This is a genomic window from Pseudomonas sp. EggHat1 (assembly GCF_014892995.1).
Taxonomy (GTDB): domain Bacteria; phylum Pseudomonadota; class Gammaproteobacteria; order Pseudomonadales; family Pseudomonadaceae; genus Aquipseudomonas; species Aquipseudomonas chaetocerotis.
In genome coordinates this window covers 132,976-159,672 of sequence record NZ_JACKQK010000001.1, presented here as the reverse complement: position 1 = coordinate 159,672, position 26,697 = coordinate 132,976, and the positions used below count along the sequence as shown (strand labels likewise).

24 protein-coding genes and 1 pseudogene are annotated in these 26,697 nt (G+C 61.7%); 11 read left to right on the top strand and 14 right to left on the bottom strand.

Annotation, left to right across the window (positions count from 1 at the left end):
- The first annotated feature begins 16 nt into the window (after positions 1 to 16).
- The 5 genes from ribF (at position 17) to ispH (ending at position 5,862) form a co-directional block, all read left to right on the top strand.
- Positions 17 to 967 carry a bifunctional riboflavin kinase/FAD synthetase gene (gene ribF, locus INS93_RS00785; protein WP_160019538.1) on the top strand — a complete coding sequence of 317 codons (951 nt, stop codon included), beginning with the start codon at positions 17 to 19 and terminating at the stop codon, positions 965 to 967.
- Entirely contained in the window at positions 964 to 3,795 is a 2,832-nt protein-coding gene (gene ileS / locus INS93_RS00780; RefSeq protein ID WP_192979951.1) for an isoleucine--tRNA ligase, read from the top strand. Before ribF ends, ileS begins: the two co-directional genes overlap by 4 nt.
- Entirely contained in the window at positions 3,788 to 4,297 is a 510-nt protein-coding gene (gene lspA / locus INS93_RS00775; RefSeq protein ID WP_059390538.1) for a signal peptidase II, read from the top strand. Before ileS ends, lspA begins: the two co-directional genes overlap by 8 nt.
- Positions 4,294 to 4,731, top strand: a complete 438-nt coding sequence (locus tag INS93_RS00770) for an FKBP-type peptidyl-prolyl cis-trans isomerase (RefSeq protein WP_160019541.1) — start codon at positions 4,294 to 4,296, stop codon at positions 4,729 to 4,731. Before lspA ends, INS93_RS00770 begins: the two co-directional genes overlap by 4 nt.
- A gap of 186 nt (positions 4,732 to 4,917) precedes the next feature.
- A complete protein-coding gene (gene ispH, locus INS93_RS00765) occupies positions 4,918 to 5,862 on the top strand; it encodes a 4-hydroxy-3-methylbut-2-enyl diphosphate reductase (protein WP_192979950.1) in 945 nt (314 codons plus the stop codon).
- A gap of 51 nt (positions 5,863 to 5,913) precedes the next feature.
- On the opposite strand, the gene INS93_RS00760 is transcribed toward ispH, so the two are convergent.
- The 7 genes from INS93_RS00760 to INS93_RS00730 all read right to left on the bottom strand — a co-directional run bounded on the left by INS93_RS00760 (position 5,914) and on the right by INS93_RS00730 (position 13,246).
- Entirely contained in the window at positions 5,914 to 6,375 is a 462-nt protein-coding gene (locus tag INS93_RS00760; RefSeq protein WP_160019543.1) for a type IV pilin protein, read from the bottom strand.
- Complete coding sequence (locus INS93_RS00755) at positions 6,372 to 10,358, bottom strand: pilus assembly protein (protein ID WP_226945270.1); 3,987 nt, start codon at positions 10,356 to 10,358, stop codon at positions 6,372 to 6,374. Before INS93_RS00755 ends, INS93_RS00760 begins: the two co-directional genes overlap by 4 nt.
- A complete protein-coding gene (locus tag INS93_RS00750) occupies positions 10,355 to 10,909 on the bottom strand; it encodes a pilus assembly PilX family protein (RefSeq protein WP_160019544.1) in 555 nt (184 codons plus the stop codon). Before INS93_RS00750 ends, INS93_RS00755 begins: the two co-directional genes overlap by 4 nt.
- A complete protein-coding gene (locus tag INS93_RS00745; protein ID WP_160019545.1) occupies positions 10,906 to 11,628 on the bottom strand; it encodes a PilW family protein in 723 nt (240 codons plus the stop codon). Before INS93_RS00745 ends, INS93_RS00750 begins: the two co-directional genes overlap by 4 nt.
- Positions 11,629 to 11,630: 2 nt before the next feature.
- Entirely contained in the window at positions 11,631 to 12,143 is a 513-nt protein-coding gene (gene pilV / locus INS93_RS00740) for a type IV pilus modification protein PilV (protein WP_160019546.1), read from the bottom strand.
- The gene (locus INS93_RS00735) at positions 12,140 to 12,628 is read right to left on the bottom strand and encodes a GspH/FimT family pseudopilin (protein ID WP_160019547.1); all 489 of its coding nucleotides are present in this window, start codon (positions 12,626 to 12,628) and stop codon (positions 12,140 to 12,142) included. The genes pilV and INS93_RS00735 overlap by 4 nt, the downstream gene beginning before the upstream one ends.
- Positions 12,629 to 12,736: 108 nt before the next feature.
- Positions 12,737 to 13,246, bottom strand: coding sequence for a GspH/FimT family pseudopilin (locus INS93_RS00730; protein WP_160019548.1), 510 nt, complete (start codon positions 13,244 to 13,246; stop codon positions 12,737 to 12,739).
- Between the two features lie 91 nt (positions 13,247 to 13,337).
- Between INS93_RS00730 and thiO the strand changes: the two genes are divergently transcribed.
- The gene (gene thiO, locus INS93_RS00725; RefSeq protein WP_192979949.1) at positions 13,338 to 14,432 is read left to right on the top strand and encodes a glycine oxidase ThiO; all 1,095 of its coding nucleotides are present in this window, start codon (positions 13,338 to 13,340) and stop codon (positions 14,430 to 14,432) included.
- Between the two features lie 93 nt (positions 14,433 to 14,525).
- Here the strand turns inward: thiO and INS93_RS00720 are convergent, their stop codons facing one another.
- The 4 genes from INS93_RS00720 to INS93_RS00705 form a co-directional block, all read right to left on the bottom strand.
- Positions 14,526 to 15,866, bottom strand: coding sequence for a sigma-54-dependent transcriptional regulator (locus INS93_RS00720; protein ID WP_160019550.1), 1,341 nt, complete (start codon positions 15,864 to 15,866; stop codon positions 14,526 to 14,528).
- A 2-nt stretch (positions 15,867 to 15,868) separates the two neighbouring features.
- The gene (locus INS93_RS00715; protein ID WP_192979948.1) at positions 15,869 to 17,461 is read right to left on the bottom strand and encodes a sensor histidine kinase; all 1,593 of its coding nucleotides are present in this window, start codon (positions 17,459 to 17,461) and stop codon (positions 15,869 to 15,871) included.
- The gene (locus INS93_RS00710) at positions 17,451 to 17,687 is read right to left on the bottom strand and encodes a PP0621 family protein (protein ID WP_160019552.1); all 237 of its coding nucleotides are present in this window, start codon (positions 17,685 to 17,687) and stop codon (positions 17,451 to 17,453) included. Before INS93_RS00710 ends, INS93_RS00715 begins: the two co-directional genes overlap by 11 nt.
- Positions 17,688 to 17,878: 191 nt before the next feature.
- Entirely contained in the window at positions 17,879 to 18,871 is a 993-nt protein-coding gene (locus INS93_RS00705; protein ID WP_160019553.1) for an outer membrane protein assembly factor BamD, read from the bottom strand.
- 138 nt (positions 18,872 to 19,009) lie between these two features.
- On the opposite strand from INS93_RS00705, the gene rluD reads away from it, so the two are divergent.
- The 4 genes from rluD to INS93_RS00685 all read left to right on the top strand — a co-directional run bounded on the left by rluD (position 19,010) and on the right by INS93_RS00685 (position 22,755).
- On the top strand, positions 19,010 to 19,984 hold the full coding sequence (rluD, locus tag INS93_RS00700) for a 23S rRNA pseudouridine(1911/1915/1917) synthase RluD (protein WP_192979947.1): 975 nt from the start codon (positions 19,010 to 19,012) through the stop codon (positions 19,982 to 19,984).
- Positions 19,981 to 20,712, top strand: a complete 732-nt coding sequence (gene pgeF, locus INS93_RS00695) for a peptidoglycan editing factor PgeF (protein ID WP_192979946.1) — start codon at positions 19,981 to 19,983, stop codon at positions 20,710 to 20,712. The genes rluD and pgeF overlap by 4 nt, the downstream gene beginning before the upstream one ends.
- Positions 20,713 to 21,027: 315 nt before the next feature.
- The gene (locus INS93_RS00690) at positions 21,028 to 21,618 is read left to right on the top strand and encodes a TetR/AcrR family transcriptional regulator (RefSeq protein ID WP_226945268.1); all 591 of its coding nucleotides are present in this window, start codon (positions 21,028 to 21,030) and stop codon (positions 21,616 to 21,618) included.
- A 27-nt stretch (positions 21,619 to 21,645) separates the two neighbouring features.
- Positions 21,646 to 22,755: an NADH:flavin oxidoreductase gene (locus INS93_RS00685; protein ID WP_192979944.1), complete on the top strand. Its 1,110-nt coding sequence runs from the start codon at positions 21,646 to 21,648 to the stop codon at positions 22,753 to 22,755.
- Between the two features lie 123 nt (positions 22,756 to 22,878).
- Here INS93_RS00685 and INS93_RS00680 read toward each other — a convergent pair whose 3' ends face one another.
- The gene (locus tag INS93_RS00680) at positions 22,879 to 24,075 is read right to left on the bottom strand and encodes a glycosyltransferase family 4 protein (RefSeq protein WP_192979943.1); all 1,197 of its coding nucleotides are present in this window, start codon (positions 24,073 to 24,075) and stop codon (positions 22,879 to 22,881) included.
- Between the two features lie 169 nt (positions 24,076 to 24,244).
- Positions 24,245 to 24,643: pseudogene (locus tag INS93_RS00675) on the bottom strand (LysR family transcriptional regulator); the annotation flags it as partial.
- Positions 24,644 to 24,722: 79 nt separating this feature from the next.
- On the opposite strand from INS93_RS00675, the gene INS93_RS00670 reads away from it, so the two are divergent.
- Complete coding sequence (locus INS93_RS00670; protein ID WP_192979941.1) at positions 24,723 to 25,832, top strand: SRPBCC family protein; 1,110 nt, start codon at positions 24,723 to 24,725, stop codon at positions 25,830 to 25,832.
- Here INS93_RS00670 and cysZ read toward each other — a convergent pair.
- Positions 25,806 to 26,570 (bottom strand): sulfate transporter CysZ, encoded by a 765-nt coding sequence (gene cysZ, locus INS93_RS00665; protein ID WP_192979940.1) that lies wholly within the window; start codon positions 26,568 to 26,570, stop codon positions 25,806 to 25,808. The genes INS93_RS00670 and cysZ overlap by 27 nt on opposite strands.
- Positions 26,571 to 26,697 lie beyond the last annotated feature (127 nt).

Here is a 26,697-nt window from a genome sequence, read left to right as displayed (position 1 = left end):
GAACAAGAAGCGTGCTATGCAGCTGGTTCGAGGTCTTCATAACCTGCAGCCCCAGGCGCGGGGCTGTGTGGTCACCATCGGTAATTTCGACGGCGTTCATCGTGGGCACCAGGCCATCCTGGCGCGTCTGCGCGAGCGTGCCGCGGAATTGGCCGTGCCCAGCTGCGTGGTGATCTTCGAGCCGCAGCCGCGTGAATTCTTCGGCCCGGATACCGCGCCGGCACGCCTGACCCGCCTGCGTGACAAGCTCGCCCTGCTGGCTGCCGAAGGCGTCGACATGGTGCTGTGCCTGGCCTTCAACCGCCGCCTGCGCGAACTGTCGGCTGCCGAGTTCGTCCAGCGCGTATTGGTCGACGGGCTCAAGGTCAAAGATCTGGAGATCGGCGATGATTTCCGTTTCGGCTGTGACCGTGCCGGCGATTTTGAATTTCTCAAGGCCGCAGGCCTGCGCCACGGTTTCAGTGTCGATGCTTCGACCACCGTCGAAGTGCTGGGTGGCCGGGTCAGCAGCACGCGTGTGCGCCAGGCACTGGCCGATGGCGATTTCGAGTTGGCCGAAGCCCTGCTCGGTCGGCCGTTTCGCATCGCCGGGCGCGTATTGCACGGGCAGAAACTCGGCCGCCAGCTCGATGCGCCCACCGCCAATGTCCAGCTCAAGCGGCGCAAGGTGCCGCTGACTGGCGTCTACCTGGTGAGCTGCGAAGTCGATGGCGTGATTCAACCGGGCGTCGCCAATATTGGCGTGCGACCCAGCGTTGCCGGTGACGGCAGCGCCCATCTGGAAGTTCATCTTCTGGATTTTGCCGGCGATCTGTATGGCCGGCGTCTCTCGGTGGCTTTCCACCACAAGCTGCGTGATGAGCAGCGTTTCGCCTCGCTGGAGGCCTTGAAGGCGGCGATTGCCGCCGATATCGCCGCTGCCCGTGATTATTGGCAGAGCCACCCGCTGATGAAGAGCCCGAAATGACCGACTACAAAGCTACGCTGAACCTGCCCGATACCCAGTTCCCGATGAAGGCCGGCCTGCCGCAACGCGAGCCGCAGACCCTGCAGCGCTGGAACGAGATTGGCCTGTATAGCAAGCTGCGCAAGATTGGCGAAGATCGGCCGAAGTTCGTCCTGCACGACGGCCCGCCCTATGCCAACGGCAGCATCCACATCGGTCATGCGGTGAACAAGATCCTCAAGGACATCATCACCCGCTCCAAGACCCTGGCCGGCTTCGACGCACCCTACGTACCGGGCTGGGACTGCCATGGCCTGCCGATCGAGCACAAGGTCGAAACCACCTTCGGCAAGAACCAGCCGGCCGACCTGACCCGCGAGCGTTGCCGCACCTACGCCAGCGAGCAGATCGAAGGGCAGAAGGCCGACTTCATCCGCCTCGGCGTGCTCGGCGACTGGGGCAACCCCTACAAGACCATGGATTTTGCCAACGAGGCCGGCGAGATCCGCGCCCTGGCCGAGATGGTCAAGCAGGGCTTCGTGTTCAAGGGCCTGAAACCGGTGAACTGGTGCTTCGACTGCGGCTCGGCCCTGGCCGAGGCCGAGGTGGAATATCAGGACAAGAAGTCTGATGCCATCGACGTTGCCTTCCTCATCGAAGACGCTGACAAGCTGGCCGCTGCCTTCGGCCTCAGCGAGCTGAGCAAGCCGACCGCTATCGTCATCTGGACCACTACGCCCTGGACCATCCCGGCCAACCAGGCGCTCAACGTGCATCCGGAGTTCACCTATGCGCTGGTCGATACCGGTGAGCGTTTGCTGCTGCTGGCCGAAGAGCTGGTCGAGTCCTGCCTGCAGCGCTACGGCCTGCAAGGCCAGGTAATCGCTACCGCCCAGGGCGCGGCGCTGGAGTTGATCCGCTTCCGCCATCCGTTCTATGAGCGTTTCTCGCCGGTCTACCTGGCCGAGTACGTCGAACTGGGCGCCGGTACCGGCATCGTCCACTCGGCTCCGGCTTATGGCGAGGACGACTTCCGCACCTGCAAAGCCTACGGCATGAGCAACGATGACATTCTCAGCCCGGTGCAGAGCAATGGCGTCTATACCCCGGATCTGCCGTTCTTCGGCGGTCAGTTCATCTGGAAGGCCAACGCGGCCATCGTCGAGAAACTGGCGGAAGTCGGTGCGCTGCTCAAGCATCAGCCGATCCAGCACAGCTACATGCACTGCTGGCGCCACAAGACGCCGCTGATCTACCGCGCTACCGCGCAGTGGTTCGTCGGCATGGATACGCAGCCTGTACAGGGCGCTCCCCTGCGTGAGCGTGCGCTGGCTGCCATCGAGCAGACCCAGTTCGTGCCTGCCTGGGGCCAGGCGCGCCTGCACAGCATGATCGCCGGTCGTCCCGACTGGTGCATCTCGCGCCAGCGCAACTGGGGTGTGCCGATCCCGTTCTTCCTGCACAAGGCTACCGGTGAGCTGCACCCGCGCACGGTCGAGCTGATGGAAGAAGTCGCCAAGCGTGTCGAGCAAGAGGGCATCGAGGCCTGGTTCAAGCTCGACGCTGCCGAGTTGCTCGGCGCCGAAGCAGCTGATTACGACAAGATCAACGACACCCTCGACGTGTGGTTCGACTCCGGCACCACCCACTGGCACGTGCTGCGTGGCTCGCACGACATGGGCCACACCGACGGCCCGCGTGCCGATCTGTATCTGGAAGGCTCTGACCAGCACCGCGGCTGGTTCCATTCGTCCCTGCTGACCGGCAGCGCCATCGACGGTCACGCGCCGTACAAGGCACTGCTGACCCACGGTTTCGTGGTCGACGAGAACGGCCGCAAGATGTCCAAATCCCTCGGCAACGTGGTCGCCCCGCAGGAGGTCAACGACAGCCTGGGCGCCGACATCATGCGCCTGTGGGTCGCCTCCACCGACTACTCGGGCGAGATGGCCGTGTCCAAGGTGATCCTGCAGCGCAGCGCCGACGCTTACCGGCGTATCCGTAATACCGCGCGCTTCATGCTGGCCAACCTCAACGGTTTCGATCCAGCCAGGGACCTGCTGAAGCCCGAGCAGATGCTCGACCTCGACCGCTGGGCCATGGACGCCGCCCTGCGCCTGCAGGAAGAGATCATCGAGGCCTACGCCGACTACCGTTTCTGGAACGTCTACTCCAAGGTGCACAACTTCTGCGTGCAGGAGCTGGGCGGTTTCTACCTGGACATCATCAAGGATCGCCAGTACACCACCGCTGCCGACAGCGTGGCGCGTCGCTCCTGCCAGAGCGCGCTGTTTCACATCAGCGAGGCGCTGGTGCGCTGGATCGCGCCGATCCTGGCGTTCACCGCCGAGGAAATCTGGCAGTTCCTGCCGGGCGAGCGCAACGAGTCGGTGATGCTCAACACCTGGTATGCCGGTCTGGAGCGCCTGCCGGAAGGCTTCGAACTGGATCGTGCCTATTGGGACCGCGTCATGCAGGTCAAGGCTGCGGTCAACAAGGAGCTGGAGAACCTGCGCACGGCCAAGGCCATTGGTGCCAGCCTGCAGGCGGAAGTGACCCTGTTCTGCGACGAGGCCAAGCAGGCCGACCTGGCCAAGCTCGGCGACGAGCTGCGTTTCGCCCTGATCACCTCGGCGGCGCAGACCGCGCCGCTGACCGATGCGCCGAGTGATGCGGTGGTGACCGAGGTCGAAGGCCTGAAGCTGAAGATCCTCAAATCCGCCCATGCCAAGTGCGGCCGCTGCTGGCACTTCCGCGCGGACGTCGGCAGTCATGCTGCGCATCCGGAGTTGTGCGGTCGCTGCGTGAGCAACATCGAAGGCATCGGAGAGGTGCGCAAGCATGCCTGAGTCCTCGCGTTTCGGGCATCTGCCCTGGCTGCTGCTGAGCGTGCTGATCCTGGTCGCCGACCGGGTGACCAAGGACATCTTCGAGGGCACGCTGAGCATGTATCAGCGCATCGAAGTCATTCCGGGCTACTTCGACTGGACCCTGGCCTACAACACCGGCGCGGCATTCAGCTTCCTGGCTGATGCAGCCGGCTGGCAACGCTGGTTCTTCGCGGCCATCGCCATCGTTGTCAGCGTCGTGCTGGTGATCTGGCTCAAGCGCCTCAAGCGTCACGAAACCCTGCTGGCTGTGGCACTGGCCATGGTCCTGGGCGGCGCGCTGGGCAACCTGTATGACCGTGTGGTGCTCGGCCATGTGGTCGACTTCATCCTGGTGCACTGGCAGAGCCGCTGGTTCTTCCCGGCGTTCAACCTGGCCGACACCTTCATCACCATCGGCGCCATCCTGTTGGCGCTGGATATGTTCAAGAGCGACAAGTCCGCGAAGGAGGCTGCGCAATGACAGACGTACGCATCGGGCCGGACAGGGAAGTGACCCTGCACTTCGCCCTCAAGCTGGAAAACGGCGACGTGGTCGACAGCACATTCGACAAGCAGCCGGCTACCTTCAAGGTCGGCGACGGCAATCTGCTGCCAGGCTTCGAGCAGGCGCTATATGGCTTCAAGGCCGGCGATAAACGCAGCGTACAGGTGCAGCCGGAGCAGGGTTTCGGTCAGCCGAACCCCCAGAATGTGCAGATCATGCCGCGTAGTCAGTTCGACGGCATGGAGCTCTCCGAAGGGCTGCTGGTGATCTTCAATGACGCCGCCAATACCGAGTTGCCGGGCGTGGTCAAGGCGTTCGATGACAAGCAGGTCACCATCGACTTCAACCATCCGCTGGCCGGCAAGGTGCTGGACTTCGATGTGGAAATCATCGACGTCAAGGCGCTCTAGCCCGTGCAGCCGCTCTTGTAGGAGCGGCTTCAGCCGCGAGGCTCCTGTTGCAGTCTGTAGTCCGGATGAGGTCCGGGAAAGCGTGACCATCGTTTCCCGGATTTCATCCGGGCCACGTGAAGCGGGAACCCTGGTCGATCCCGCGTTACACTGCCCCTTCTGAATGACCGCGTGCCGAGAATCTCCATGCATATCAAACTCGCCAACCCCCGCGGCTTCTGCGCCGGTGTCGATCGCGCCATCGAAATCGTCAACCGCGCGCTGGAAGTCTTCGGCCCGCCGATCTACGTACGCCATGAAGTGGTGCACAACAAGTTCGTGGTCGAAGACCTGCGTGCCCGTGGCGCGGTGTTCGTCGAAGAGCTGGATCAGGTGCCGGACGACGTCATCGTCATCTTCAGTGCTCATGGCGTCTCCAAGGCCGTGCGCGACGAAGCGGCGCGTCGTGGCCTCAAGGTGTTCGACGCCACCTGCCCGCTGGTGACCAAGGTGCATATGGAAGTGGTGCGCTACAGCCGTGAAGGCCGCGAGTGCATCCTCATTGGCCACGAAGGCCATCCGGAAGTCGAAGGCACCATGGGCCAGTACGACGCCAGCAATGGTGGCGCCATCTATTTGGTGGAAGACGAGACGGACGTCGCTGAGCTGCAGGTGCGCAACCCCGAAAACCTGGCATTCGTGACCCAGACCACCTTGTCGATGGACGACACCAGCAAGGTGATCGACGCCCTGCGCACCAAGTTTCCCGCCATTGGCGGCCCGCGCAAGGACGACATCTGCTACGCCACACAGAACCGTCAGGACGCGGTCAAGCAGCTGGCCAGCGACTGCGATGTACTGTTGGTGGTCGGTAGCCCGAACAGCTCCAACTCCAACCGCCTGCGCGAACTGGCCGAGCGCATGGGGACTCCGGCCTATCTGATCGACGGCGCCGAAGATCTCAAGCGTGAGTGGTTCGATGGCGTGAGTGGCATCGGCATCACCGCGGGCGCTTCCGCGCCGGAAGTACTGGTACGTGGCGTGGTCGAGCAACTGCGCACCTGGGGCGCGGTAGGGGAGACCGAACTGGATGGCCGGCCGGAGAACATTACCTTTTCGATGCCGAAGGAGTTGAGGGTGAAAGCGCTCTGACGGAAAAGAAAAAGGCGATCCGAGGATCGCCTTTTTCTTGTGTTTGGCTGCTCAGCGCCAGCACTGATCTACCGTCTTGGCATTAGAACCGGTGGACGTCTTGCCTTTGATGCCAACGGCCGTGAGGGTCAGGTTGCCACAGAGGCCGTCGCCGATAGTCTCCTCGGCCGTCAGCGTATAACCGCCATCACCGTTGGTACGGGATACCCCGACCAAGTAGTAGCCATTTTCCGAGCGCACCCTGGCTCCTGCTGCGTCAGCGTTGATGACGCTTGCCTGATTGGAGACCAGCAGGTCCAGATCCTCAGGGGTGGTCACGTAGCGGTTGTTCTGGGCATAGAAGCGCTCCTGCCGAGCGGCCATTTCCTGGAGCAGCGCCATGCCTTCAGCCCTCTTGCTACGGGTGATGTAGTCCTGATAGTTGGGGATGGCGATGGCCGCCAGGATGCCGATGATCGCCACCGCAAGCATCAGTTCGATCAGGCTGAAGCCCTTCTGTTTACGCTGGATCATTGAAACTCCTCAGGCACGATATGCCAGCTCTGGCGGCCGCTGCTGTTAGGGTCATCGCCCACGGTCGCGGGGTCTGCTGCGCCGTCGCTGCCGAATACCTTGTTGCCGGGTGCCAGGGTGAAGCCACCCAGGGCAGGGAAACGCATACCGGATACGACATTGGCATTGTATGCGTCAGTTGGGTTGACCAGGCGATCCGCGTTCAGATCCAGCACGTTGAAGCGTGTGCGGCCACCACTGAAAGCATCCACTGCATACAACCAGGTATCTGCACCTGCCTGGCAGGGATCCTGATTCGGCGTCAGGCTGCTGAGGAACAGGATGGAGCCGCTGGCCGTCATATTGTTGATGATCATCTCGCCCTCCAGTCGCGGGGTCCCGTTGTTGTTCTTGACGGCCATGTCCAGCGCCCAGCCCCACTGCGTTACCAGTGCGTCGGAGGTCGGGACCCTGAGGTCGGCTTCGCTGGTGGTTGGTGCCCGGAACCACTGTGGTAGCTCCTGGCTTACCAGGCGGATGTCACGTGTAGCGCTCTGTTCTTCGTCACCGATAACGACATTGTTTTGTTGCTCGGTGAAGTTCTGTTCCACCAGGCGACCGGCGCGAGTCCCTGCAACTGGCGTAGTTGCAGTGGTGCTCTGGCGTTTGGTGTTGCGATCCCAGATGCCGTACAGCGTCATGGCGCGGCTGGTGTCTACGTTTGCGTCACTCGTTTCCAGATACTTGCCGGTACCGAACAGCACCAGATAGCCATAGCTGGTGGGATGACGCACCAGCGACGGCTGAATGGTGATGGCTTGACGCTTGCCAGCCGTATCCCTGGCCACGAACAGAGGTTTTTCACCATAAGCTAGTTTGAAATCGGCTTTGCTCGTACTGGCGACTTCTGTGTTGGTGCGGGCGAACGGATCACCCGTAATAGATGCGGTGTCGCTGGTGGTTTTCACCAGATCAAAGCGCCACAGGTTGCCCTGGAGATCGCCAGCATAGGCATAGTCCACCAGCCCATCACCGTTATTGTCGGCTCCGCGTACGCTGGACAGGCCATTCGAGAGGGTGATGCTGTCTTCCACGACATCAGGCACGGTGATCTTCTTGATCAGCTCGCCACTCTTGATATTGATGATCAGCAGTGCGGCCTTGTCGTTTGTGCTGTTGTAACCATTGCCCTGCAGGACTGCCCACTCCCCCGTATGCAGGCGCACGATCTCGGGCTGTGCGAAGGTGAAGCCAAGGTCGGCATCCTTGGCTGAGTCGAACTCCCACAGCAGCTTGATCTGCGCAGGGTCGGTGACATCCAGCGCGAACAGGGATTTGCCCCCTGCGCGCAGGGTGCCGATCAGCACGGTGCGCCAGCCTTCATCATCACCGTTGCCAAAGTAGACATCGCGCACGATGGGGGAACCGTCGACAAAATACTGGTGCTCGCCACCTTTGTAGTTTTGTCCCGTGAGCTTATGAAGGTTCTGAATCACTTCGCTTGGAATGAAGGCGAAGGTTTCCTGTCCGGTCGTGGCATTGAAGCCATGCAGCATGCCGTCGTTGCCACCGACATAGATCATTTCCTGGCGATTGGCTTTCTTGTTGGCTTCACGGAACGCTGCGTAACTCCTGTAGCCGGTTAGATCCCCTGTGGGGTTTTCGATCGCGTCGGCGAGGTAGGCGAGGTAAGCAGGCGTGCCGACGACCGCAGGGCTGGAGTTGATGATGTCACCCAGGATCGAGCTGCGTTTGCGGAACTGCGGAGAGGTCAGGCCTTCGTTGCTCCGTTCGCCCCGTACATAGTTCAGGCGGTCTTGACCGCGGCTGTCGAATGCCACACCAAGGCTTTCAGGGTTGCGGTTCATCCAACTTTGCTGCTGGGTGCTGAGGTTGTTCCAGGTGAAGTTCTTGAGTTTGTTGCTGGCAGTGCTGTCGAGCATCAGCACGCGGCGAGTGTTGGGGTTGATACCCTCATTGGCTTTCTGCGCACTCCACAGCAGGGTGGTACCTCCGGTTTTGTCGACCAGGGTCTTGCTCAGCTCGCCACTCCAGTCCTCGCTGGAGAACTGGGTGGCGTAGACATTGCTCTGCAGGGCGTTGTCGCTATCGGACACGAAGGATGCTGCAACCGCAGGACGTGCTGCCGAAGTGGTGCGGTTGGCAATACGGTTGAGGATGTCCTTGAACGCCTTGACCATGTCGTCCGGGCTATCGACGCTGAAGAACTCACCACGCGAGTTGATGGCGGCATGCCAGAGGTCATAGACGTTATTGGATGAACTTTTTGATGCCTCAGGCCAGCTTTGCGCGCCGGATAGCAGGTTTTCATAGCCGCTACCGCCGAAGGTGTCGCCGGTCCAGGGCAGGTTCGGTGCATTAAGGGAGTTGGTGAGTGCCAGCCCCATGGTGTAGTTGACCATGTGTTGCCAGGTGGCCGGGTTGTTCTTGGGCTCCCAGTACTGGGCCGTGGCGTCTGTGTTGGGAACCTGGATGTAGGGTTTGACATCGTTTTCCAGAGTCGGGCGCAGATCCGTGGCCCAGTAGTGCATGGCGATATCCGCAAGGGTGCCAGTGGTCGTTCTCTGGTCATTGCCGTAAGGCTTGCGGCTTGGGCTATAGGTCTGGCTGCCGTCAGGAAGTGTGAAGGTGGCGCCGTCATGTCGTGCGATGCCGCTCGGGAAGTTGTCGTCGTTCCACATGCCGTCAGTCATCAGCACATGGAAGCTCGGGCGGCATGCATGAACGGGGGATTCGATGGTGGCGCCACGGCCTCCCGTTGTAGTGACCGGGTTGGGAGTGTGAGCCCACGCATCTGATGATGTACGCAAAAACTCACCAGCTCGTGCTGTGGCAGCCAGCAGCGGGGTACTGCTGTTGAATTTGACCGAGGCCAGCCAATTCAGAAAGTTGGCCTTGTGGCGTGGGCTGAGTTCACGGAAGTAGTTGTTGTTGCAGTTGTTGGAGTTCAGCGTATTGCAGACGGCCAGCGTTTGCCAGGTAAAGCGGGACGAGGCTGCCAGTTCGTTGAATGCGAGGTTTGCGGCGGTCACCGTAGCCAGTGCGCGAGTGCGATAGAACGAGTACCAGATGGCAAAGTTTTCTCGTTCGTCGGTACCGCCTACGCCGGAGTTGGCCGATACAAAGACTAAGCGATGGCAGGCATCGTTATTTTTATTAGCGTTGCAGCCGGCAAGGGAGGGGTCGTAAACGTAGTAGTAAGCAGGGACGGCAGTCTGGGTCAGGTTTTTGGTGATGCGGAATGAGTCACCATTGTTACGAGTACAGGTTACCCCGGAAGTAGTCGGCGAAATTGAACAGCTGTTTCCAGATCGAGTGAAAGTAACAGCTCTGCCAAGAATATCCCTAGTTACCGGGAGGCCTGCTACTAATGTGATATTCTCGCTGCCACCGAAATCTAAAGTTGGATTTTGTGAGAGGTTAAAAATTTGTCCGGTGGGGTTTGCATAGTTTACTGATGAGTTATAACCATATGTTACAGCTTCATCAGTACTGAAGTTCCACGATACGCGATAGTTGTTGCTTAAGTTGATCGAGCCATAAGAGGTCTGAAAGCCATTTTGATAAGCGGTGGTGAAACTGGAGGTGTAACCGTTTTCTACCTCCGAACCATCGTTATTCAACTTGACTGGCGGGCGATAAGTCACGTTGGGGTTGTAGTACATCGGGTTGGTGCTGGACGACATGCCGCGCCGAGTATTACGCAGATTGCTGGCACTGGCTTCGCGCCCCGCATCATCAGGGCCGAAGGCCCAGCGCATACTGCCGGAGTCATCGAGGGTGAAGATCAGGTTGGGGGCAACGCTCTCGCTCAAAATGAGGGGTTTTTGGCTGATATCCAGCGTTGCCCCCACAGCGGCGTTGAAGCCAGAAAAGACAAATGTGAACAGCAGGGCGCTGCCGACGGTTCTGGTCGTGGATTGAAAAAGATTCATGGAATGACTCCCTGATCGATCACCAGGCACAAAAAAGATGGATTTCATTCGGTTTCGATCCTGCCCTTGGAATTGAGGGCCACGGTCGAGCGCACAGCGCTATTCAAATCGTTGTTACTGGCCATGCCGTTTACCTCGTAACGGAATACGCCAATACCTAGCAGCATGTTTCCGTATTCGGGGTTTTCCGACTCGCCCTGAAGCTCGCCGCCAGGTGCTATCTGTGCGTACCAAGTGGCGTCGCCGTAGAGTTCGGTGTTGTCGTCCGGTGAATAGACCTGCTTGTTGGTCGCGTCTATTGCATAGGCGGGCTCTTTGTCGAGTAGGCAAAGCGTACCGGCGGCAATACCTTCACAGGTGCTGGTCGGTTCCTGAGGGCCACGCTGAACCGTTCTGCGCTCGCCGTCGCGAACACTGGCCTCTGCCACGTTTAGCAGTTGTTTCTGTTCGATCATGTTGCCTGTGATGCGCGACTCCAGGCTGACCTCGCGCATGTTGGCGATTGCCAGAACCGTAATGACAAGCAGAAAAATCAACGCGATGAGCAGGCTTACGCCTTGCTGGCGCTGCCCCAGGTGGTAATGGCGGTTATTGTTCATGGCATCAGGTTCCTCATGCTGGTGCTGCTGGAGAGCATGGTGTATAGGCGTTTGTCATTGGGCGCATTGCCGAACCAGAATTCGTAGACCGCACTGCCGGCACTCTTGCCGACTTCGGTCGGGCTGCCTGCCATGATGGCGAATTGCACGGCACGCACACGGGCGTTCGCCGCCGGTGCTGGTGTGTATTCGGTGATGCGCTTGTCATCGTTGTAGTTGACGCCGTAATCGAAGTTCAGCGCTGTTATGCCTGTGGCGATGGTTTGTCCGTTGCAACGCAACTCACCATTGGTGAGTTGAAAGATTTCGACGACTGGATCGGTGTTCACGTAAGGGTCATTTGGAATGTCGGCAATCAGGTCGCCGCTGCAGGTGCGAGCGCCCGGAAAGGCAGGTTGGTAGCGGATGCAGAAGCTTGTTGCGTCAATGCGCTTTACAACTTCTCCGGTAGCCATTCCGTTGCAGTTACCGCCACTAAACGAGGGAAATGCTGCCTCCATGGTTTCATCGGGGCGACGGCGATAGCCGGTCTTGGCCAGCGTTTGCTCCAGTAGAAGGATGGAGAAGCGAGCGCTCTCGATATTTTGTCCCTGGCTCTGCTGGAACAGCGTGTTCTCGCGGTTGTCCAGGTAAACCTGAGTGATACCCAGGATCAGGAAGCTGCTGATCAGCAGGGCAACCATCATCTCGATAATGGAAAGGCCATGTTGCTTGTGCATGGTCAGAGTTCTCCGCGCAGGCGCAAGGTACAGATAAAGGGATCGGCGCCATTGCCGCAGGTCTCGCCGTTGGAGCGCCAGGCAACCTGAACCTCGACAGTAGAACCAGCGGCACAGGCACCGGGTACCTGGGAACGGCAGATATAGAACGCATTGCGCACTGCCACTGCATCAGCGTCGTCGCCAGCAGCTCCGGGCATCAGCGTGCGCACTTTCTCGCTCCAGCAGGTCAGTTGCCTGGCTACATTGTCGACGGGGATGGGGGTGTCGCCACATGCCCCCTGCGCCTCGAGCGCGTTGATCATGTAGTCATCCCGAGCATCGGGATTGGCGCGGATCTTTTCCATGATCTCGGTCGCCAGCATGACGGCGTTGTTACGCGCCACGGAGTCCGAGGTGAACTGGATACCACGGCCTTGCATAGCCACCAGACCGAGCATGCCGACGGTCAGCAGAAGCAGTGTGACCAGTACTTCGATCAGGCTGAAACCACGTTGTGTATTGCGCAGGGTCATGGTTGGCAGTCTCCCAGGTCGTTGCCCTCATCGTCCTTGCCACGTGGCATCAGACGCGTACTGCCGCTGGGCTGAACCTCGATTCGATAGGCAAAGACCGGGTTATCGTCGCGGCAAACGACGAAGCTTGCGGTTTCGGCTGTGCCGTTTGCTGTAAAGGTGAGCGTGACCGGCGCCAGGCTGCTGGCGACACTGGCGTGATCCGGGTTAAAGGTTTCCTGGCGCAGCCGGGTGGCATCCGCTGCGTTCTCGACAATCCAGTCATTGTTGTCGTTGCGCAGCCTGATCGAGGTACGGCGTACCACCGCCTGCGAACGAGCGAACTGCAGCAAACTGTTGAGCGTCTGCGCCTGCGCCTCGATCTGGTTGTTGGCAACCAGGCGGGCGAAGTTGGGTATTGCGATGCCTACTGCGATAGCCAGCAATGCCAGCACGATCATCAGTTCGATCAGGCTAAAACCTCGCATGTCAGGATGGCGTGACATGTTTTGCTCCTTGGGGACGTCCGAGCGAATACTGCGATAACGTCCTTTGTCTGTCTGCCGTAGCAGGACGGCTGGCTGACTGGAGCGGATGACTGGTTGCTGTGTTGTTCAGCCCTGACAGCGATGGACCTGGGCGAGGTTTTCCTGATGACTTGCGAGGCGTACTCGCCCCTGTCGGTTGAGTATCAGTTGCCAGGCTATTTCCGTGCCTTTGCACTGAAAGAAGCGGCCGTTGCTGGACGGGCTGGTGCCGTTGGCGTGAAAGCGAATGCGCGAGTCGAAGCCGACCCAGCGTAATGGTGTACTGCTGCGATGCTGCTGGATCAGCATGATGTGTTCCGGTGCGTTCATGAACTGCATACGCCAGCCCTGACTCCAGTCGTGACCACAAGTTGCACCATCGTGCGATCCGCATAGCTCTACGCTTGTTTTGTGCACTACGGCTTGTAGTCGGGCGTGACTGAGAGAGGCGCGCAGATGGTTGCACAGGGCTTCGCGTTCGCTTTTTTGTTGTAGTGCAAGGAGACTTGGTACTGCCAGAGAGGCGCCGGTGCTGAGCAGTGCCAGCACGACAAGAAGCTCGTAGAGGCTGAACGCCAACTGTGTAGGTAGTTTCATGGGTATAGTCCTTTACATTCTGCTGTGTGCGTTCCTGGCACGAGTAAAAGGTTTAGTAGTGATTGACTGTCTTGGCAAATGAGAGGGCGATGTGGGGCGTACGTTAGTAGTTGGAGGAGGGGCTTTGGGTTTGCTGTCCGCCAAGTTGTTGGCAGCAGCGAACGAGGGTGTACTCCTTCTGGATCGTCAGGGTGTCGGCCGCGAGTCCTCCTGGGCCGGCGGCGGCATTGTTTCCCCGCTTTATCCCTGGCGTTACAGCGCAGCGGTGACGGCGTTGGCGCATTGGTCGCAGGATTTCTATCCGGGTTTTGCGCGGCAGTTGCTGGAAGACACCGGTATCGATCCCGAGGTACATGCCACCGGGTTGTACTGGCTGGATCTCGATGATGAGGCCGAGGCGCTGGCCTGGGCTGCACGCGAGGGGCGTCCGCTTTTTCCAGTGGATATCGCCGAGGCGTATCGGCAGGTGCCTGTTCTGGGTGGTGGTTTTGAGCGCGCCATCCATATGCCGGGCGTGGCCAATGTGCGTAATCCTCGGTTGGTCAAAGCGTTGCGAGCGGCTTTGGCGGCCATGCCGAACGTGGAGCTGCGTGAGCATTGCCCGGTCACGGGCTTTATCCAGGAGGCGGGTCGGATCTGCGGCGTGACTACGGCCGATGGCGATATTCGTGCCGAGCGTGTGGTACTGGCTGCCGGGGCCTGGAGTGGCGAACTGCTCAAGACGCTTGGTCTGGAGTTACCGGTCGAGCCGGTGAAGGGGCAGATGATTCTCTACAAGTGCGCCGAGGACTTTCTGCCAAGCATGGTGTTGGCCAGGGGGCGCTATGCGATCCCGCGGCGCGATGGGCATATCCTGATTGGCAGCACGCTGGAATACGCCGGTTTCGACAAGACGCCGACCGATAATGCGCTGGAAAGCCTCAAGGCCTCGGCCGAAGAACTGTTGCCTGCACTCAAGGGTGCCGAGGTGGTGGGGCATTGGGCTGGTTTGCGGCCAGGCTCGCCTGAAGGTATTCCCTTCATTGGCGAGCTGCCTGCGTATCCCGGTCTTTGGCTCAATTGCGGGCATTTCCGCAACGGGTTGGTGCTGGCGCCAGCGTCCTGCCGGCTGCTGGCTGATCTGCTGCTGGGGCGCGAGCCGATCATCGATCCGGCGCCTTATGCGCCAGCGGGGCGGTTGCACTGATACCTTGTTATCCCCGCATCAAGGGACTTCAGGACTCGGCGCAGGCTGTCTTGATCGCCGGCAAGCCAGCTCCTACATGCGCGTGATCCGTGGTCAGTCGATACCCAGTTTCTTCAGTCGATAGCGCATCGACCGGAAGGTCAGGCCCAGACGCTGAGCCGCCGCCGTGCGGTTCCAGCGCGTTTCTTCCAGAGCCTGCATGATCAGCTTGCGTTCGATGTCCTCGAGGTAGTCCTCGAGGTTGTCGATCTGCGCCAGGCTGGCTTCGCCACCTTCGCTACTCGGGCCGCTGGCATCGGCCAGGCGTAGGTCACTGGGCGTGATCTGATCGTCTTCGCACAGTGTGTAGGCGCGTTCGAGCATGTTTTCCAGCTCGCGCACGTTGCCGGGGAAGCGATAGTTCTTCAGTTTTTCCAGGGCATCGGGGTGCAGCCTGGCGGCGGCGAGGCCGGTGCCATCGGCCAGGCGCGCGAGCATCACGTCGGCCAACTGGGCGATATCTTCGCGACGTTCACGCAGCGGAGGCACGCGCAGTTCGATGACGTTGAGGCGGTAGTAGAGGTCCTGGCGGAAACGGCCGGCCGCGACTTCGGCTGCCAGATCCTTGTGGGTGGCGCAGAGGATGCGTACATCGACCACCACTTCCTGCTGGCCACCGACGGCGCGCACGGCTTTTTCCTGAATCGCGCGCAGCAGTTTGACCTGCATCGGCAGCGGCAGGTCGGCGACCTCGTCGAGGAACAGGGTGCCGCCATTGGCCGCCTGGAACAGCCCCTGCTTGTCTTCGATGGCGCCGGTGAAACTGCCTTTCTTGTGGCCGAAGAATTCGCTCTCCATCAGCTCCGAGGGAATCGCACCGCAGTTCACCGGCACGAAAGGCTGTTCGACGCGCGGGCCTTGCTCATGGATCAGGCGGGCGACCAGCTCCTTGCCGCTACCCGATTCGCCGCTGATGTAGACCGGCGCCTGGCTGCGCGAGAGTTTCTGGATCTGCTTGCGCAGCGACTTCATCGGCGGCGAGTCACCGAGCAGACGGCTGTCGACCGGGGTTTCCTCACCCTCGGGAGAGCGAATGCGCAGGGCGGTGGCCACCAGTTCGCGCAGGCGACCGAGGTCGACCGGTTTGGTGAGGAAGTCGAAGGCGCCGGCCTTGAGCGAATTGATCGCGGTATCGAGGCTGCCGTAGGCGGTGATCATCGCCACTGGAACTTGCGGATGGCGCTGCTGGATATGCTGCACCAGATCCAGGCCAGTGCCATCGGGCAGGCGCATGTCGGTCAGGCACAGATCGAACGGCTCGCGTGCCAGCCACTCTCGCGCTTCCTTGACGTTGCGGGCGCTGCGGGTGTCCAGTTTCATGCGTCCGAGGGTGATTTCCAGCAATTCGCGGATATCGGGTTCGTCGTCGACGATCAGTGCTCTCTGACGGTTCATGCTCAGCTCAGTTTGCGCGGATGGGCGAAGGTGATACGGAAGCAACTGCCGCCCCCTTCACGAGGTTTATAGTCGAGGCGGGCCTGGTTGCCCTGGCACAGCTCGCGAGAAATATACAGGCCCAGGCCGGTGCCCTTGTTCTCGGTGGTGTAGAAAGGCTCGAAGATGTGCTGCTCCTGCTCGGGCGGCACGCCGGGGCCGTCGTCGAGGATTTCCAGCACCGGCAGGTCGCTGTTCTCGTCGCGGAAAAGGCGCAGCCAGACCTGGCCGAGTCGATGTTTTTGCGCGCTGTAGCGCAGGCCATTCTGTACCAGATTGGTTAGCACCTGGGTCAGTTGGTGCGGGTCCATGCGCGTTTGCAGGCTGCCGCCCTGGGTCTCCAGGTGGATCTGTCGATCAGCCGGTGCCGAGCTGCGAAACTCGCTGGCGAAGCGGTGCAGCCAGTACTTCAGGTCGAGCAGTTGCGGTTCGGCCTGGCGCCTGCGTGACAGTTGCAGGACGTTCTCGATCACCAGGTTCATGCGCTTGGAGTGATCCTGAATGATCTGGGCCAGGCGCTGATCCGGGCCGTGCAAGTCCTCCGACTCCTGCAGCAATTGCGCGGCATGGCTGATTGCGCCGAGCGGGTTGCGAATTTCGTGGGCGATACCGGCGGTCAGGCGGCCGAGCGAGGCCAGCTTGAGTTGCTGCGCCTGCTGGGCGATCTGCGAGATGTCGTCGAGAAACACCAGGATGTGCTGCTGGTCACCGCGTTGCAGGGAAATGAAACTGGGTTGCAGCACCGGGCCATCGACCTGGGCCTGCAGGCTTTCCGGGCGCAGGGTCGGGTTGTGCAGCCACTGTTGCAGGCGTTTGACCAGCTCGGGGCAATGCGGGTCGATGATCTTGCCGGTCAGTTCGCCGCGCCCCAGCAGTTGGGTCGCGCCCTGGTTGGCCAGCAGCACACGATGTTGGGTATCGAGCACCAGGATGCCAGTGCGCATGCGCTGCAGGATCTGGGCGTTGAGTTCTTCCAGGTTGGCCACGTCGGCGGCACGCTGTTCGGCCAGGTTTTCGCTGACCTGCAGGCGGCGGGTGATGCCCTGGATGAACAGCGCCCCGGCGAAGCACAACGCGCCGAGGGCTCCAGCTTGTACGTACTGGGCTGCTGCGGCCGGGCGGCTGAGGCTGAGGTAGAAGGTCAGGTAGATCAGCGCCATGGCGGCGACGGCGGCGATCAGCAGACCAACGCGTCCGCGCAGGAGGATATTGGCGATGGCCACCGCCACCACCAGCAGGTTGCCGATGCCGCTGGGCGTGCCGCCGGCTGCGTAGAACAGCGCCGAGAGAAAGATCACATCGACTAGCGCCAGGCTGAACAGCTGCATCAGGTGCTTGGGTTTCTGCACCAGTACGGCGATGAAGATGTTGAGGATCAGGTAAACCCAACTGCCGGTGCGAAACAGCTCGATATGCACGACGTCCAGCAACTGTTCGTCGAGGTTGCTGGAAATCATCAGGATCAGCGCCAGGCCGATGCTCAGGCGATAGAAGTGATAGAGCCTGAGGATACGTCGCCCCTGAGTGTTGCCGGGTGCGCTGATATCAGCGGTCACCGGTGTGTGGGCCTTGTTCGAGGTGGGCCTGACTGCAGTACCACTGCTGATCCTGGCTCAGTGCCTGGGTCTTGGGAATGTGCACGCCGCAGTGCGCGCAGCGCACCATCGGGGCTGCAGCGTCCTCGGTGGGGCGAGTGCTCTTGGCTTTGCTGATGAAACGACGCCAGATCCAGATTGCGGCGAAGATCACTGCAACCCAGAACAGCAGGCGGAACAGGCCCATGGTGTGCTCTTTTATCCGGTTAAAGTCGGCAGTTTAGCCAAGCTGAGACCATCGGCACAGAGGGGCGGTGGCAGGCTGTGAGCTGATTCCGAGGGGGACGGGCTGCAAGTCGGAGTCGGGCCCGTAGCCTGGATGAATTCACGGGCACAAAAAAGGGAGGCCGTGGCCTCCCTTCTGCACTGACGCGTCGATCAGTCGAACAGACCGAAGGTCATGTAGCTCCAGATCGAGCGCTTCTTGGCGGTTTCGCCAGTCTTGGCGTCCTGCTGCAGTTCGCGCGGTATCTGCTGCTCGGCTTCCTCGTACTGACGAACCACGTCCTGGCTGGCGCGGGTTTCACCCGGCGGCAGCGGCGTGTCGGTTTCGATCAGGCCCAGGGTGGCCTTGGCCAGCCAGGAGCGGTTGTCTGCTTCCTCTTCGAGCGGGACGAACTCGCCGCTTTCCAGGCTCGGATGGTCAGGGTAGTTGAGCTTGAGGGTTTCCAGGCTGGTGGCAGCCAGGTCGTCCAGGGACAGGCGCTGATAGGCCTCGGTCATGATCGCCAGGCCGTCACCGACCGACGGGGTTTCCTGAAAGTTTTCCACCACGTAGCGGCCACGGTTGGCGGCAGCGACATAGGCCTGGCGGGTCAGGTAGTAGTGGCCGACATGTATCTCATAGGCAGCCAGCAGGTTGCGCAGGTAGATCATGCGCTGTTTGGCGTCCGGGGCGTAACGGCTGGTCGGGTAACGGCTGGTGAGCTGAGCGAACTCGTTGTAGGAATCGCGCGCGGCGCCTGGGTCACGCTTGGTCATGTCCAGCGGCAGGAAGCGCGCCAGCAGGCCACGGTCCTGGTCGAAGGAAGCCAGGCCCTTGAGATAGTAGGCGTAGTCGACGTTGGCGTGTTGCGGGTGCAGACGGATGAAGCGCTCAGCCGAAGACTTGGCGGCTTCCGGCTCGGCATTCTTGTAGTAGGCGTAGATCAGTTCCAGTTGCGCCTGCTCGGCATAGCGTCCGAACGGATAGCGCGATTCCAGCGCCTTCAGTTTGGCGGTGGCCTGGGTGTAGCTGCGGTTGTCCAGGTCGGCCTGGGCCTGCTGGTACAGCTCCACCTCGCTGAGGTTTTCATCGACCTCCGGCTGCTTGGAGGAGCAGGCGGCGGTAAGGGCGAGGATGGCGATCAGCAGCAGGTGTTTCACTTGCATGGCGGCTTGCGTCCCTGTGACGGCCGCGCGGCCGTCCTGTTATGATGAGCGCCCCCGGAAACCCCTGGGGCAAAGACGCCGTATTTAACCACAAGCCTGTCGCCGAAACCAAAGGCCAGGCTCCCGCCGTTGCCGAAGATGACTTCTATAAAGAAACAGCTGATCCAACTCCAAGCCATTGTCCCCTTTGAACAGGGCGGTCAACGCCTCGACCAGGTGGCTGCGCAGCTGTTTGGCGAGTTCTCCCGTTCGCGCCTTTCCACCTGGATCAAGGATGGTCGTCTGACCGTCGACGGCGCCGTGGCGCGCCCGCGCGACACCGTGCATGCCGGCTCGACCCTGGTGCTCGATGCCGAGCAGGAGGCGCAGGGCGAGTGGATCGCGCAGGACATCGAACTGAACATCGTCTATGAAGACGAGCACCTGCTGGTGATCGACAAGCCGGCTGGCCTGGTGGTGCATCCGGCTGCCGGGCATGCCGATGGCACGCTGCTCAATGCCCTGCTGCATCACGTCCCGGACATCATCAATGTGCCGCGCGCCGGCATCGTCCATCGTCTGGACAAGGACACCACCGGCCTGATGGTGGTGGCCAAGACCCTGCAGGCGCAGACCAACCTGGTCGAACAGCTGCAGAAACGCAGCGTCAGCCGCATTTATGAATGCGTCTGCATTGGCGTGATCACTGCTGGCGGCACCATCGATGCGCCGATCGGCCGCAGCTCCAGCCAGCGTCAGCGCATGGCGGTGACTGACGGCGGCAAGCCGGCGATCAGTCACTACCGGGTGCTTGAACGCTACCGCTCGCACACCCATGTACGGGTCAAGCTGGAAACCGGGCGTACCCACCAGATTCGTGTGCACATGACCCACGTTGGTTACCCGCTGGTAGGCGATCCGGTCTACGCCGGTCGTTTCCGCATTCCGCCAGCCGCCAGCCCGACACTGGTGCAGAGCCTCAAGGAGTTCCCGCGTCAGGCGTTGCACGCGCGTTTCCTCGAACTGGATCACCCGGCTACCGGCAAGCGCATGAAGTGGGAGTCGGAACTGCCGGATGATCTGGTCTGGCTGCTGACCCTGTTGCGTCAGGATCGCGAGGCCTTCGTCGGGTGAGTGCCCACGACTGGCTCATTCCTGATTGGCCTGCGCCGGCCAACGTGCGCGCCTGCGTTACCACGCGTAGCGGCGGCGTCAGTGCTGCGCCGTTCGATAGCTTCAACCTGGGCGATCATGTCGAGGATGACCCGATTGCAGTGACCAGCAACCGCCAGCATCTGGTCGATGCCCTGGGTTGCCAGCCAGCCTGGTTGCGTCAGGTGCATGGCACCGTCGTGGCACCAGCTGATCCTTCAACTGTCATCGAAGCCGATGGCAACTGGACAGCCACGCCCGGTATCGCCTGCACGGCGATGACTGCCGATTGCCTGCCAGCATTGTTTTGCGACCGCACCGGTACGCGTGTGGCGGCGGCCCATGCCGGCTGGCGCGGTTTGGCCGGTGGCGTGCTGGAGGCGACTGTACAGGCGCTGGACGTCGCACCGCAGGAATTGCTGGTCTGGCTCGGCCCGGCCATCGGCCCGGCCGCGTTCGAGGTCGGTGGTGAAGTGCGCGAGGCCTTCGTGCAGCAACATGCCGAGGCTGCCAGCGCATTCGTGCCCAGCGCCAATGCCAGCAAGTTCATGGCCGATATCTACCAGCTGGCGCGCATCCGCCTGGCTGCCATCGGCGTGACCGCCGTCAGCGGCGGTGGCCTGTGTACCTACAACGATCCGCGTTTCTACTCCTATCGCCGCAATGCCCGCACCGGGCGTTTCGCTTCGCTGATCTGGCTGCAGCCCTGAGCGTGGGGTGGATCACGCTCTGTCGATCCACCAGATCAGCGTCCGCCCAGCCGCCTATGTACATCCGAAAAATAGCTGGCACAGCGATCTGTATGGGCTGTGGGAGCGGCTTTAGCCGCGAAATGCATCGCGGCTGAAGCCGCTCCCACAGGTTCGCGGTTGTTCCATGTCCTGCGGCCGGCGGATCACGCTTCATCGATTCACAGTGGCGTAGGGCTCGAAGGGTCTATCCATCCGGGTGCTGCGTTCTAGACCTCAATCACCAATATCAATAGTGCTGTCACAAGCGAGACGACCGGTCATATGCTCGGCGCCATGAACAGCATTCGACTCGACAAGCGCGACCTGATCCTGAGCAAAGGCTCGGCGGTGATGACGCGCCGTGGCTACCACGGCACCGGCGTGCTGGAGATCGTCCAGGCGGCCGGGATTCCCAAGGGCAGCTTCTATCACTACTTCGCCAGCAAGGAAGACTTCGCCCTGCAGGCGCTGGCCTTCATCTATCGGCCACGCCTGGCGCGCTACGCCCAGGCGTTGAACGACCCGGCGGCGAGCCCGCGTGCGCGCATCCTCGGCTATTACCGCGACCTGCTGGCGCATTTCGCCCGGCAGGAGACGCCGCAATATCACTGTTTCATCGGCAGCCTGAGTTTCGAGATGAGCGAGATGCTGCCGGCCATCGGCGCCGAGGTCGCAGCTATTCAGCAGACTTCGGTGGACATTCTGCGTGACTGCCTGGAGCAGGCGCAGGCTGCCGGTGAACTGTCGGCTGACGAGGACTGCGGCAACCTCGCCACCTTTATCAGCGACGCCTGGCAGGGCGTGCTCGCCCGCCTCAAGGTGGGCCGTAACCTGCAGCCGCTGGAAGCTTTCGTCACCCGCCTGGAGCGTTTGCTGCAGGCCTGATTACCCTTCAACCCCAGAGGAAAGATGATGAGCGCTCCCGTTCAAGCCCTGTTCGCCCCGTTCCGTCTCGGTAACCTGGAGCTGCCGACCCGCGTGGTCATGGCGCCGATGACCCGTTCCTTCTCGCCCGGCGGCGTGCCCAACGCCAAGGTCATCGAGTACTACCGTCGCCGCGCGGCTGCGGGCGTGGGCCTGATCGTTACCGAAGGCACCACCGTCGGCCACAAGGCCGCCAACGGCTACCCGAACGTGCCGCGTTTCTATGGCGAAGATGCCCTGGCCGGCTGGAAGCAGGTGGTCGACGCCGTGCATGCCGAAGGCGGCAAGATCGTTCCGCAGCTCTGGCACGTGGGTAACGTGCGCCGTTTGGGCACCGAGCCGGATGCCAGCGTGCCGGGCTATGGCCCGATGGAAAAGCTCAAGGACGGTGAAGTGGTCGTGCATGGCATGACCCAGGCCGATATCGATGAGGTGATCGCTGCCTTCGCCCAGGCTGCACGCGATGCCAAGGCCATCGGCATGGACGGCGTGGAGATCCACGGCGCCCACGGTTACCTGATCGACCAGTTCTTCTGGGAGGGCAGCAACCAGCGCACCGACCAGTACGGCGGCGATCTGGCGGCGCGTTCGCGTTTTGCCATCGAGCTGATCCAGGCGGTGCGCGCGGCGGTCGGCCCGGATTTCCCGATCATCCTGCGGTTCTCGCAGTGGAAGCAGCAGGATTACACCGCGCGCCTGGTGCAGACCCCGGAGCAGCTGGAGGCCTTCCTCAAGCCGCTGTCCGATGCTGGCGTGGACATCTTCCATTGCTCGACGCGTCGCTTCTGGGAGCCGGAGTTCGAAGGCAGCGACCTCAACCTGGCGGGTTGGACGCGCAAGCTCACCGGCAAGCCGACCATCACCGTCGGCAGCGTCGGCCTGGATGGCGAGTTTTTGCAGTTCATGGTCAAGACCGACAAGGTGGCCGAGCCTGCCAGCCTCGAGAATCTGCTCGAGCGCCTGAACAAGGAGGAGTTCGACCTGGTGGCCGTGGGGCGTGCACTGCTGGTCGACCCGGACTGGGCGCTGAAGGTGCGTGAAGGTCGTGAGCAGGACATCCTGCCGTTCAGTCGTGATGCGCTGACCACGCTGGTCTGACTCTGTTTCTAGCGGGCGTTGCGATCCGGCGCCCCATTTTCAGCCCCGGCACATCGGGGCTTTTTTACGTCCGCATGTTTTGAGCGGATGTGCTGGCGTAGGGCGGGTGAAACCCGCCGCCCTTCAATGGCGGGTTTCACCCGCCCTACCGGCAAGCGCTGCTTCAACGCTGACCTGAGGTTGCATGGCGCTGCGCAGGTGCTGTTCGAACAACGCGACGATGCCGTCCCAACTCAGGTGGCTGGCATGCCGGCGCGCATTGAGACGTATGCGCCGTAGCACTTCGGCATCATCCAGCAACTCACAGGCGGCTTCGCAGAAACCGGCTTCGTCGCCAGGGCGAGCGAGCATGCCATTGTGGCCGTGATGAATATGCTGGGCGGCCGCCGCCTGGTCGAATGCCACCACGGCAAGACTCGATGCCAGGGCTTCCAGCACCACGTTGCCGAAGGTTTCCGAGAGGCTGGGAAACAGGAACAGATCGCCCGAAGCGTAGTGCGTGGCCAGCGCTTCACCGCGTTGCAGGCCGCAGAACAGTGCGTCTGGTAATTGCGCCTGGAGGCTGGCACGCAGCGGTCCGTCGCCGACCATAATCAGGCGCATGCGTCGTTGTGGGTGTGCCTTCTGCAGGGCGTGGAAGGCCTTGACCAGCAGGCCGAGGTTCTTCTCTGCCGCCAGGCGACCGACATGCAGCACCGCCAGATCATCCGGCCCCAGGCCCCAGCTTTCACGCAGGGCCTCGTTGCGTCTGCTTGGGTGAAACAACTGACTGTCGACGCCACGGGCAAGCAGGGCCAGGCGTTCGAAATCGCGGCGTTCGAGGTCGACCTTCTGGCCGATGCTCGGCACCAGCGTCAGCTGCGTGCGGTTGTGGAACCAGCGCAGGTAGTTGGTCATCGCCCGCGTCAGCAGGCCGATGCCGTAGTGTCCGGTGTACTGCTGGAAGTTGGTGTGAAAACCGCTGACCACCGGGATCGCCAGGCGCCTGGCTGCGCGCAAAGCGGACAGGCCCAGCGGACCTTCGGTAGCGATATAGAGCACATCCGGTCGCTGCCGTTGCCAGCGCCTGAGCAGCTTGTGCAGGGATGACTGACCCCATTGCAGGCCGGGGTAGCCGGGTAGCGGCCAGCCACGCGTGAGCAGCAGATCATTGCCGGCGTCCTGTTCCTGATCGACCTCCTGGCGTGGCCGCACCAGTTGCACGCGATGGCCGCGGCTGCGCAGGCCGTCGACCAGGCGGCCGAGGGTATTGGCCACGCCGTTGATTTCCGGCGGGAAGGTTTCGCTGATCAGCGCGATGTGCAGAGAAGGTGCGTTCATGCAAGCAGTCTCTGCTCAGGTCATGTAGTGAACATGACGTTTCGATTGCGTTTATATGTCAGGCAAGCAGGCCGTGCAGTTGTTCACGCAGCCAGGCATGTGCCGGGTCGTGGTGCTGCTGGCGGTGCCAGATCAGGCTGATCTGCACGGCCGGCATGTCGAAGGGCAATGGTGCGACCTGCAGGGCGAAAAGCGGCGCGACGCGGGCCAGGTGCGCCTGCAGCATCGGCAACAGCGCGGCCTGGGCGTAGTCGTTGAGCGACAGGCTGAACACATGTGGCGTCCGCGCATCGAAGGGTTCTGCCGGACCGAGGCCGGCCTGCAGCAATTGCAGCGCCTGGCGCACGGGTGGGTAGAGGGCCAGGGCGCGCGCGGTCGGGGTCATGCCGCGGGCGGTGCGCTGGAACAGCTCCTCGCCCAGTTGCTGGCGCAGGCGGGCGAGGGCGTTGCTCACGGTTGACTGACTCAGGTGCAGGCGTTGGGCGGCGCGGGTCAGATTGCCTTCCTGCATCAGGGCGTCGAAGACCAGCAGCAGGTTGAGGTCGAGCTGACGTAAATTCGTTATCACGGATAATGCTCTTTTCAAATATCCATTATTCGAATGATTTGGCCGGGCCTAGACTGCTGTCAATCCACAGGAGAGCGCCATGGCCTACAACAATGACAATGCCCAGGCTTTTCGCAGCGATTACCGGGCTGCCATCCATCCGCGGTACAACCCCTGGCTGCATGCCGCATTCGTACTGGCTTACGGGCTGCTCTGCATCGGGTGGCTCGGGAGCACGCTGGAAGCTGTGGCGCCCTGGCAGTGGCTGCAGGTGCCGGTGACGCTGGTGTTCTTCAGTTGGGGTGAGTACCAGGTGCACAAGCGCCTCGGCCACAACAAGACGCGCTTCGGCAATCTCTTCTACAAACGCCACACCGGCGATCACCACAGCTTCTTCGTCGAGACGCTGATGCCCTACGAGACGGCGCGCGACTGGCGGGTGATCCTCTTTCCGGCCTGGCTGATCGTGCTCTACAGCCTGCCGTTGTTCGCCGCCTGGTGGCTGTTGTCCCATCTCGACGGCAACCTCGCCGCGTTGTTCGCCGGCAGCATGCTGCTGGGCTACATGAGCTATGAAGTGGTGCATGCCTGCGAGCACCTGCCGGCCGAGCACCCGGTTTCGCGCTTGCCGTGGATTCGCCAGATGCGCCGCCTGCATGCGCTGCACCATCGCCGTGAGCTGATGCATTCGCGCAACTTCGGCATCGTCCATCCGCTGATGGACTGGCTGCATGGCACCCTGCACTGGGAGCCTGAGGCGATCCATCAGCAGAACCGCCAGCAGCACCGCATTCGCATCGCCCGGCCTGCCGCGCGCGTGCTGGAATACGCCGCGGCGCCGAGTCATTGGCCGCAGTGGCACCCGTCGTCACTGCGCATCTATGGGCGCGAAGGGGCCTTGCTCGCGGGTGAGCGCTTCGAGGAAGACATTCATGCCGGCGGTCGCGCCGGGCATCTGCGCTGGGACGTGCTCGACCATCAGCCGGCCCAGCGTTGGCAGGCCAGTGCGCAGGGTGATCATGGCCTGCACCTGCTGCTCACCTACGAGTGCGTGGCGGTCGAGGGCGGCTGCGAGTTCGTGCGCACCCTCGAATACGGTTTCGCCGGCTGGCCGATGCGCCTGGCCAATGACCTGTTCATGCGCCGGCGCATCGAGCGCGAGTCGCAGGCGTCGATGCAGGCGTTACACGATGTCCTTGCGCGAACCTAGCGCCTGCTCGCCGCGCTCGCGTACCCAGAATAGCGTGGCACCGGCCACTGCCGCCGGCATCATCAGGATGTTCAGTCCCGGCACCAACAGGGCGGCGTAGGTAATGCCGCCGAAGCTCAGGCTCTGCCAGCGCTTCTCGCGCAGCCAGGCGAGCATGTCCTGCCAGCTCATCTTGTTGTTGTCCGCTGGGTAGTCGATGTACTGCACGGCCATCATCCACACGCCGAACAGCAGCCACAGCGGCGCAGCGATCAGGTTCACCACCGGGATGAAACTGAGGATCAGCAGGCCGATGGCGCGTGGCAGGAAGTACGCCAGCTTGCGCATCTCGCGGCCCATGGTGCGCGGCACCATGGCTGCCAGTTCGGCCCAGCTGAATGGCGGGAAATGATCTTCACCGCGTGCTACCACTTCGACCTTCTCCGCGAGAAAGCCGTTGAACGGCGCGGCGATGATGTTGGCCAGCATCGTGAAGGTGAAGAACACCATCAGCAGCACCAGCACCACGAACAGTGGCCAGAGGATGTACTGCAGAAAGCTCAGCCAGCTCGGCAGTGTGGGCATGAAGGTATCGACCCAGCCGCTGAATTGCTGCACGGCAAAGCTGATCAGGGTAACGAACAGGAGCAGGTTGACCGTCAGCGGCAGCAACACGAACAGGCGCAGACCAGGGCTGAGTACCAGTTTCAGGCCTTCTCGCAGGTATTGCGGGCCGGACAGGACGGGAGCGGCGGGCATGGTGGTCTCCTGAGTAGTTGATGCGCGCGACCATACCGACTTTGCCCGCGCGGTGAAAGTTCAGCCATGGAGCAAGGTTCAACCCCGACGGTAATAGGCGGATTCTATTCGCGGAATTGGTAATGGA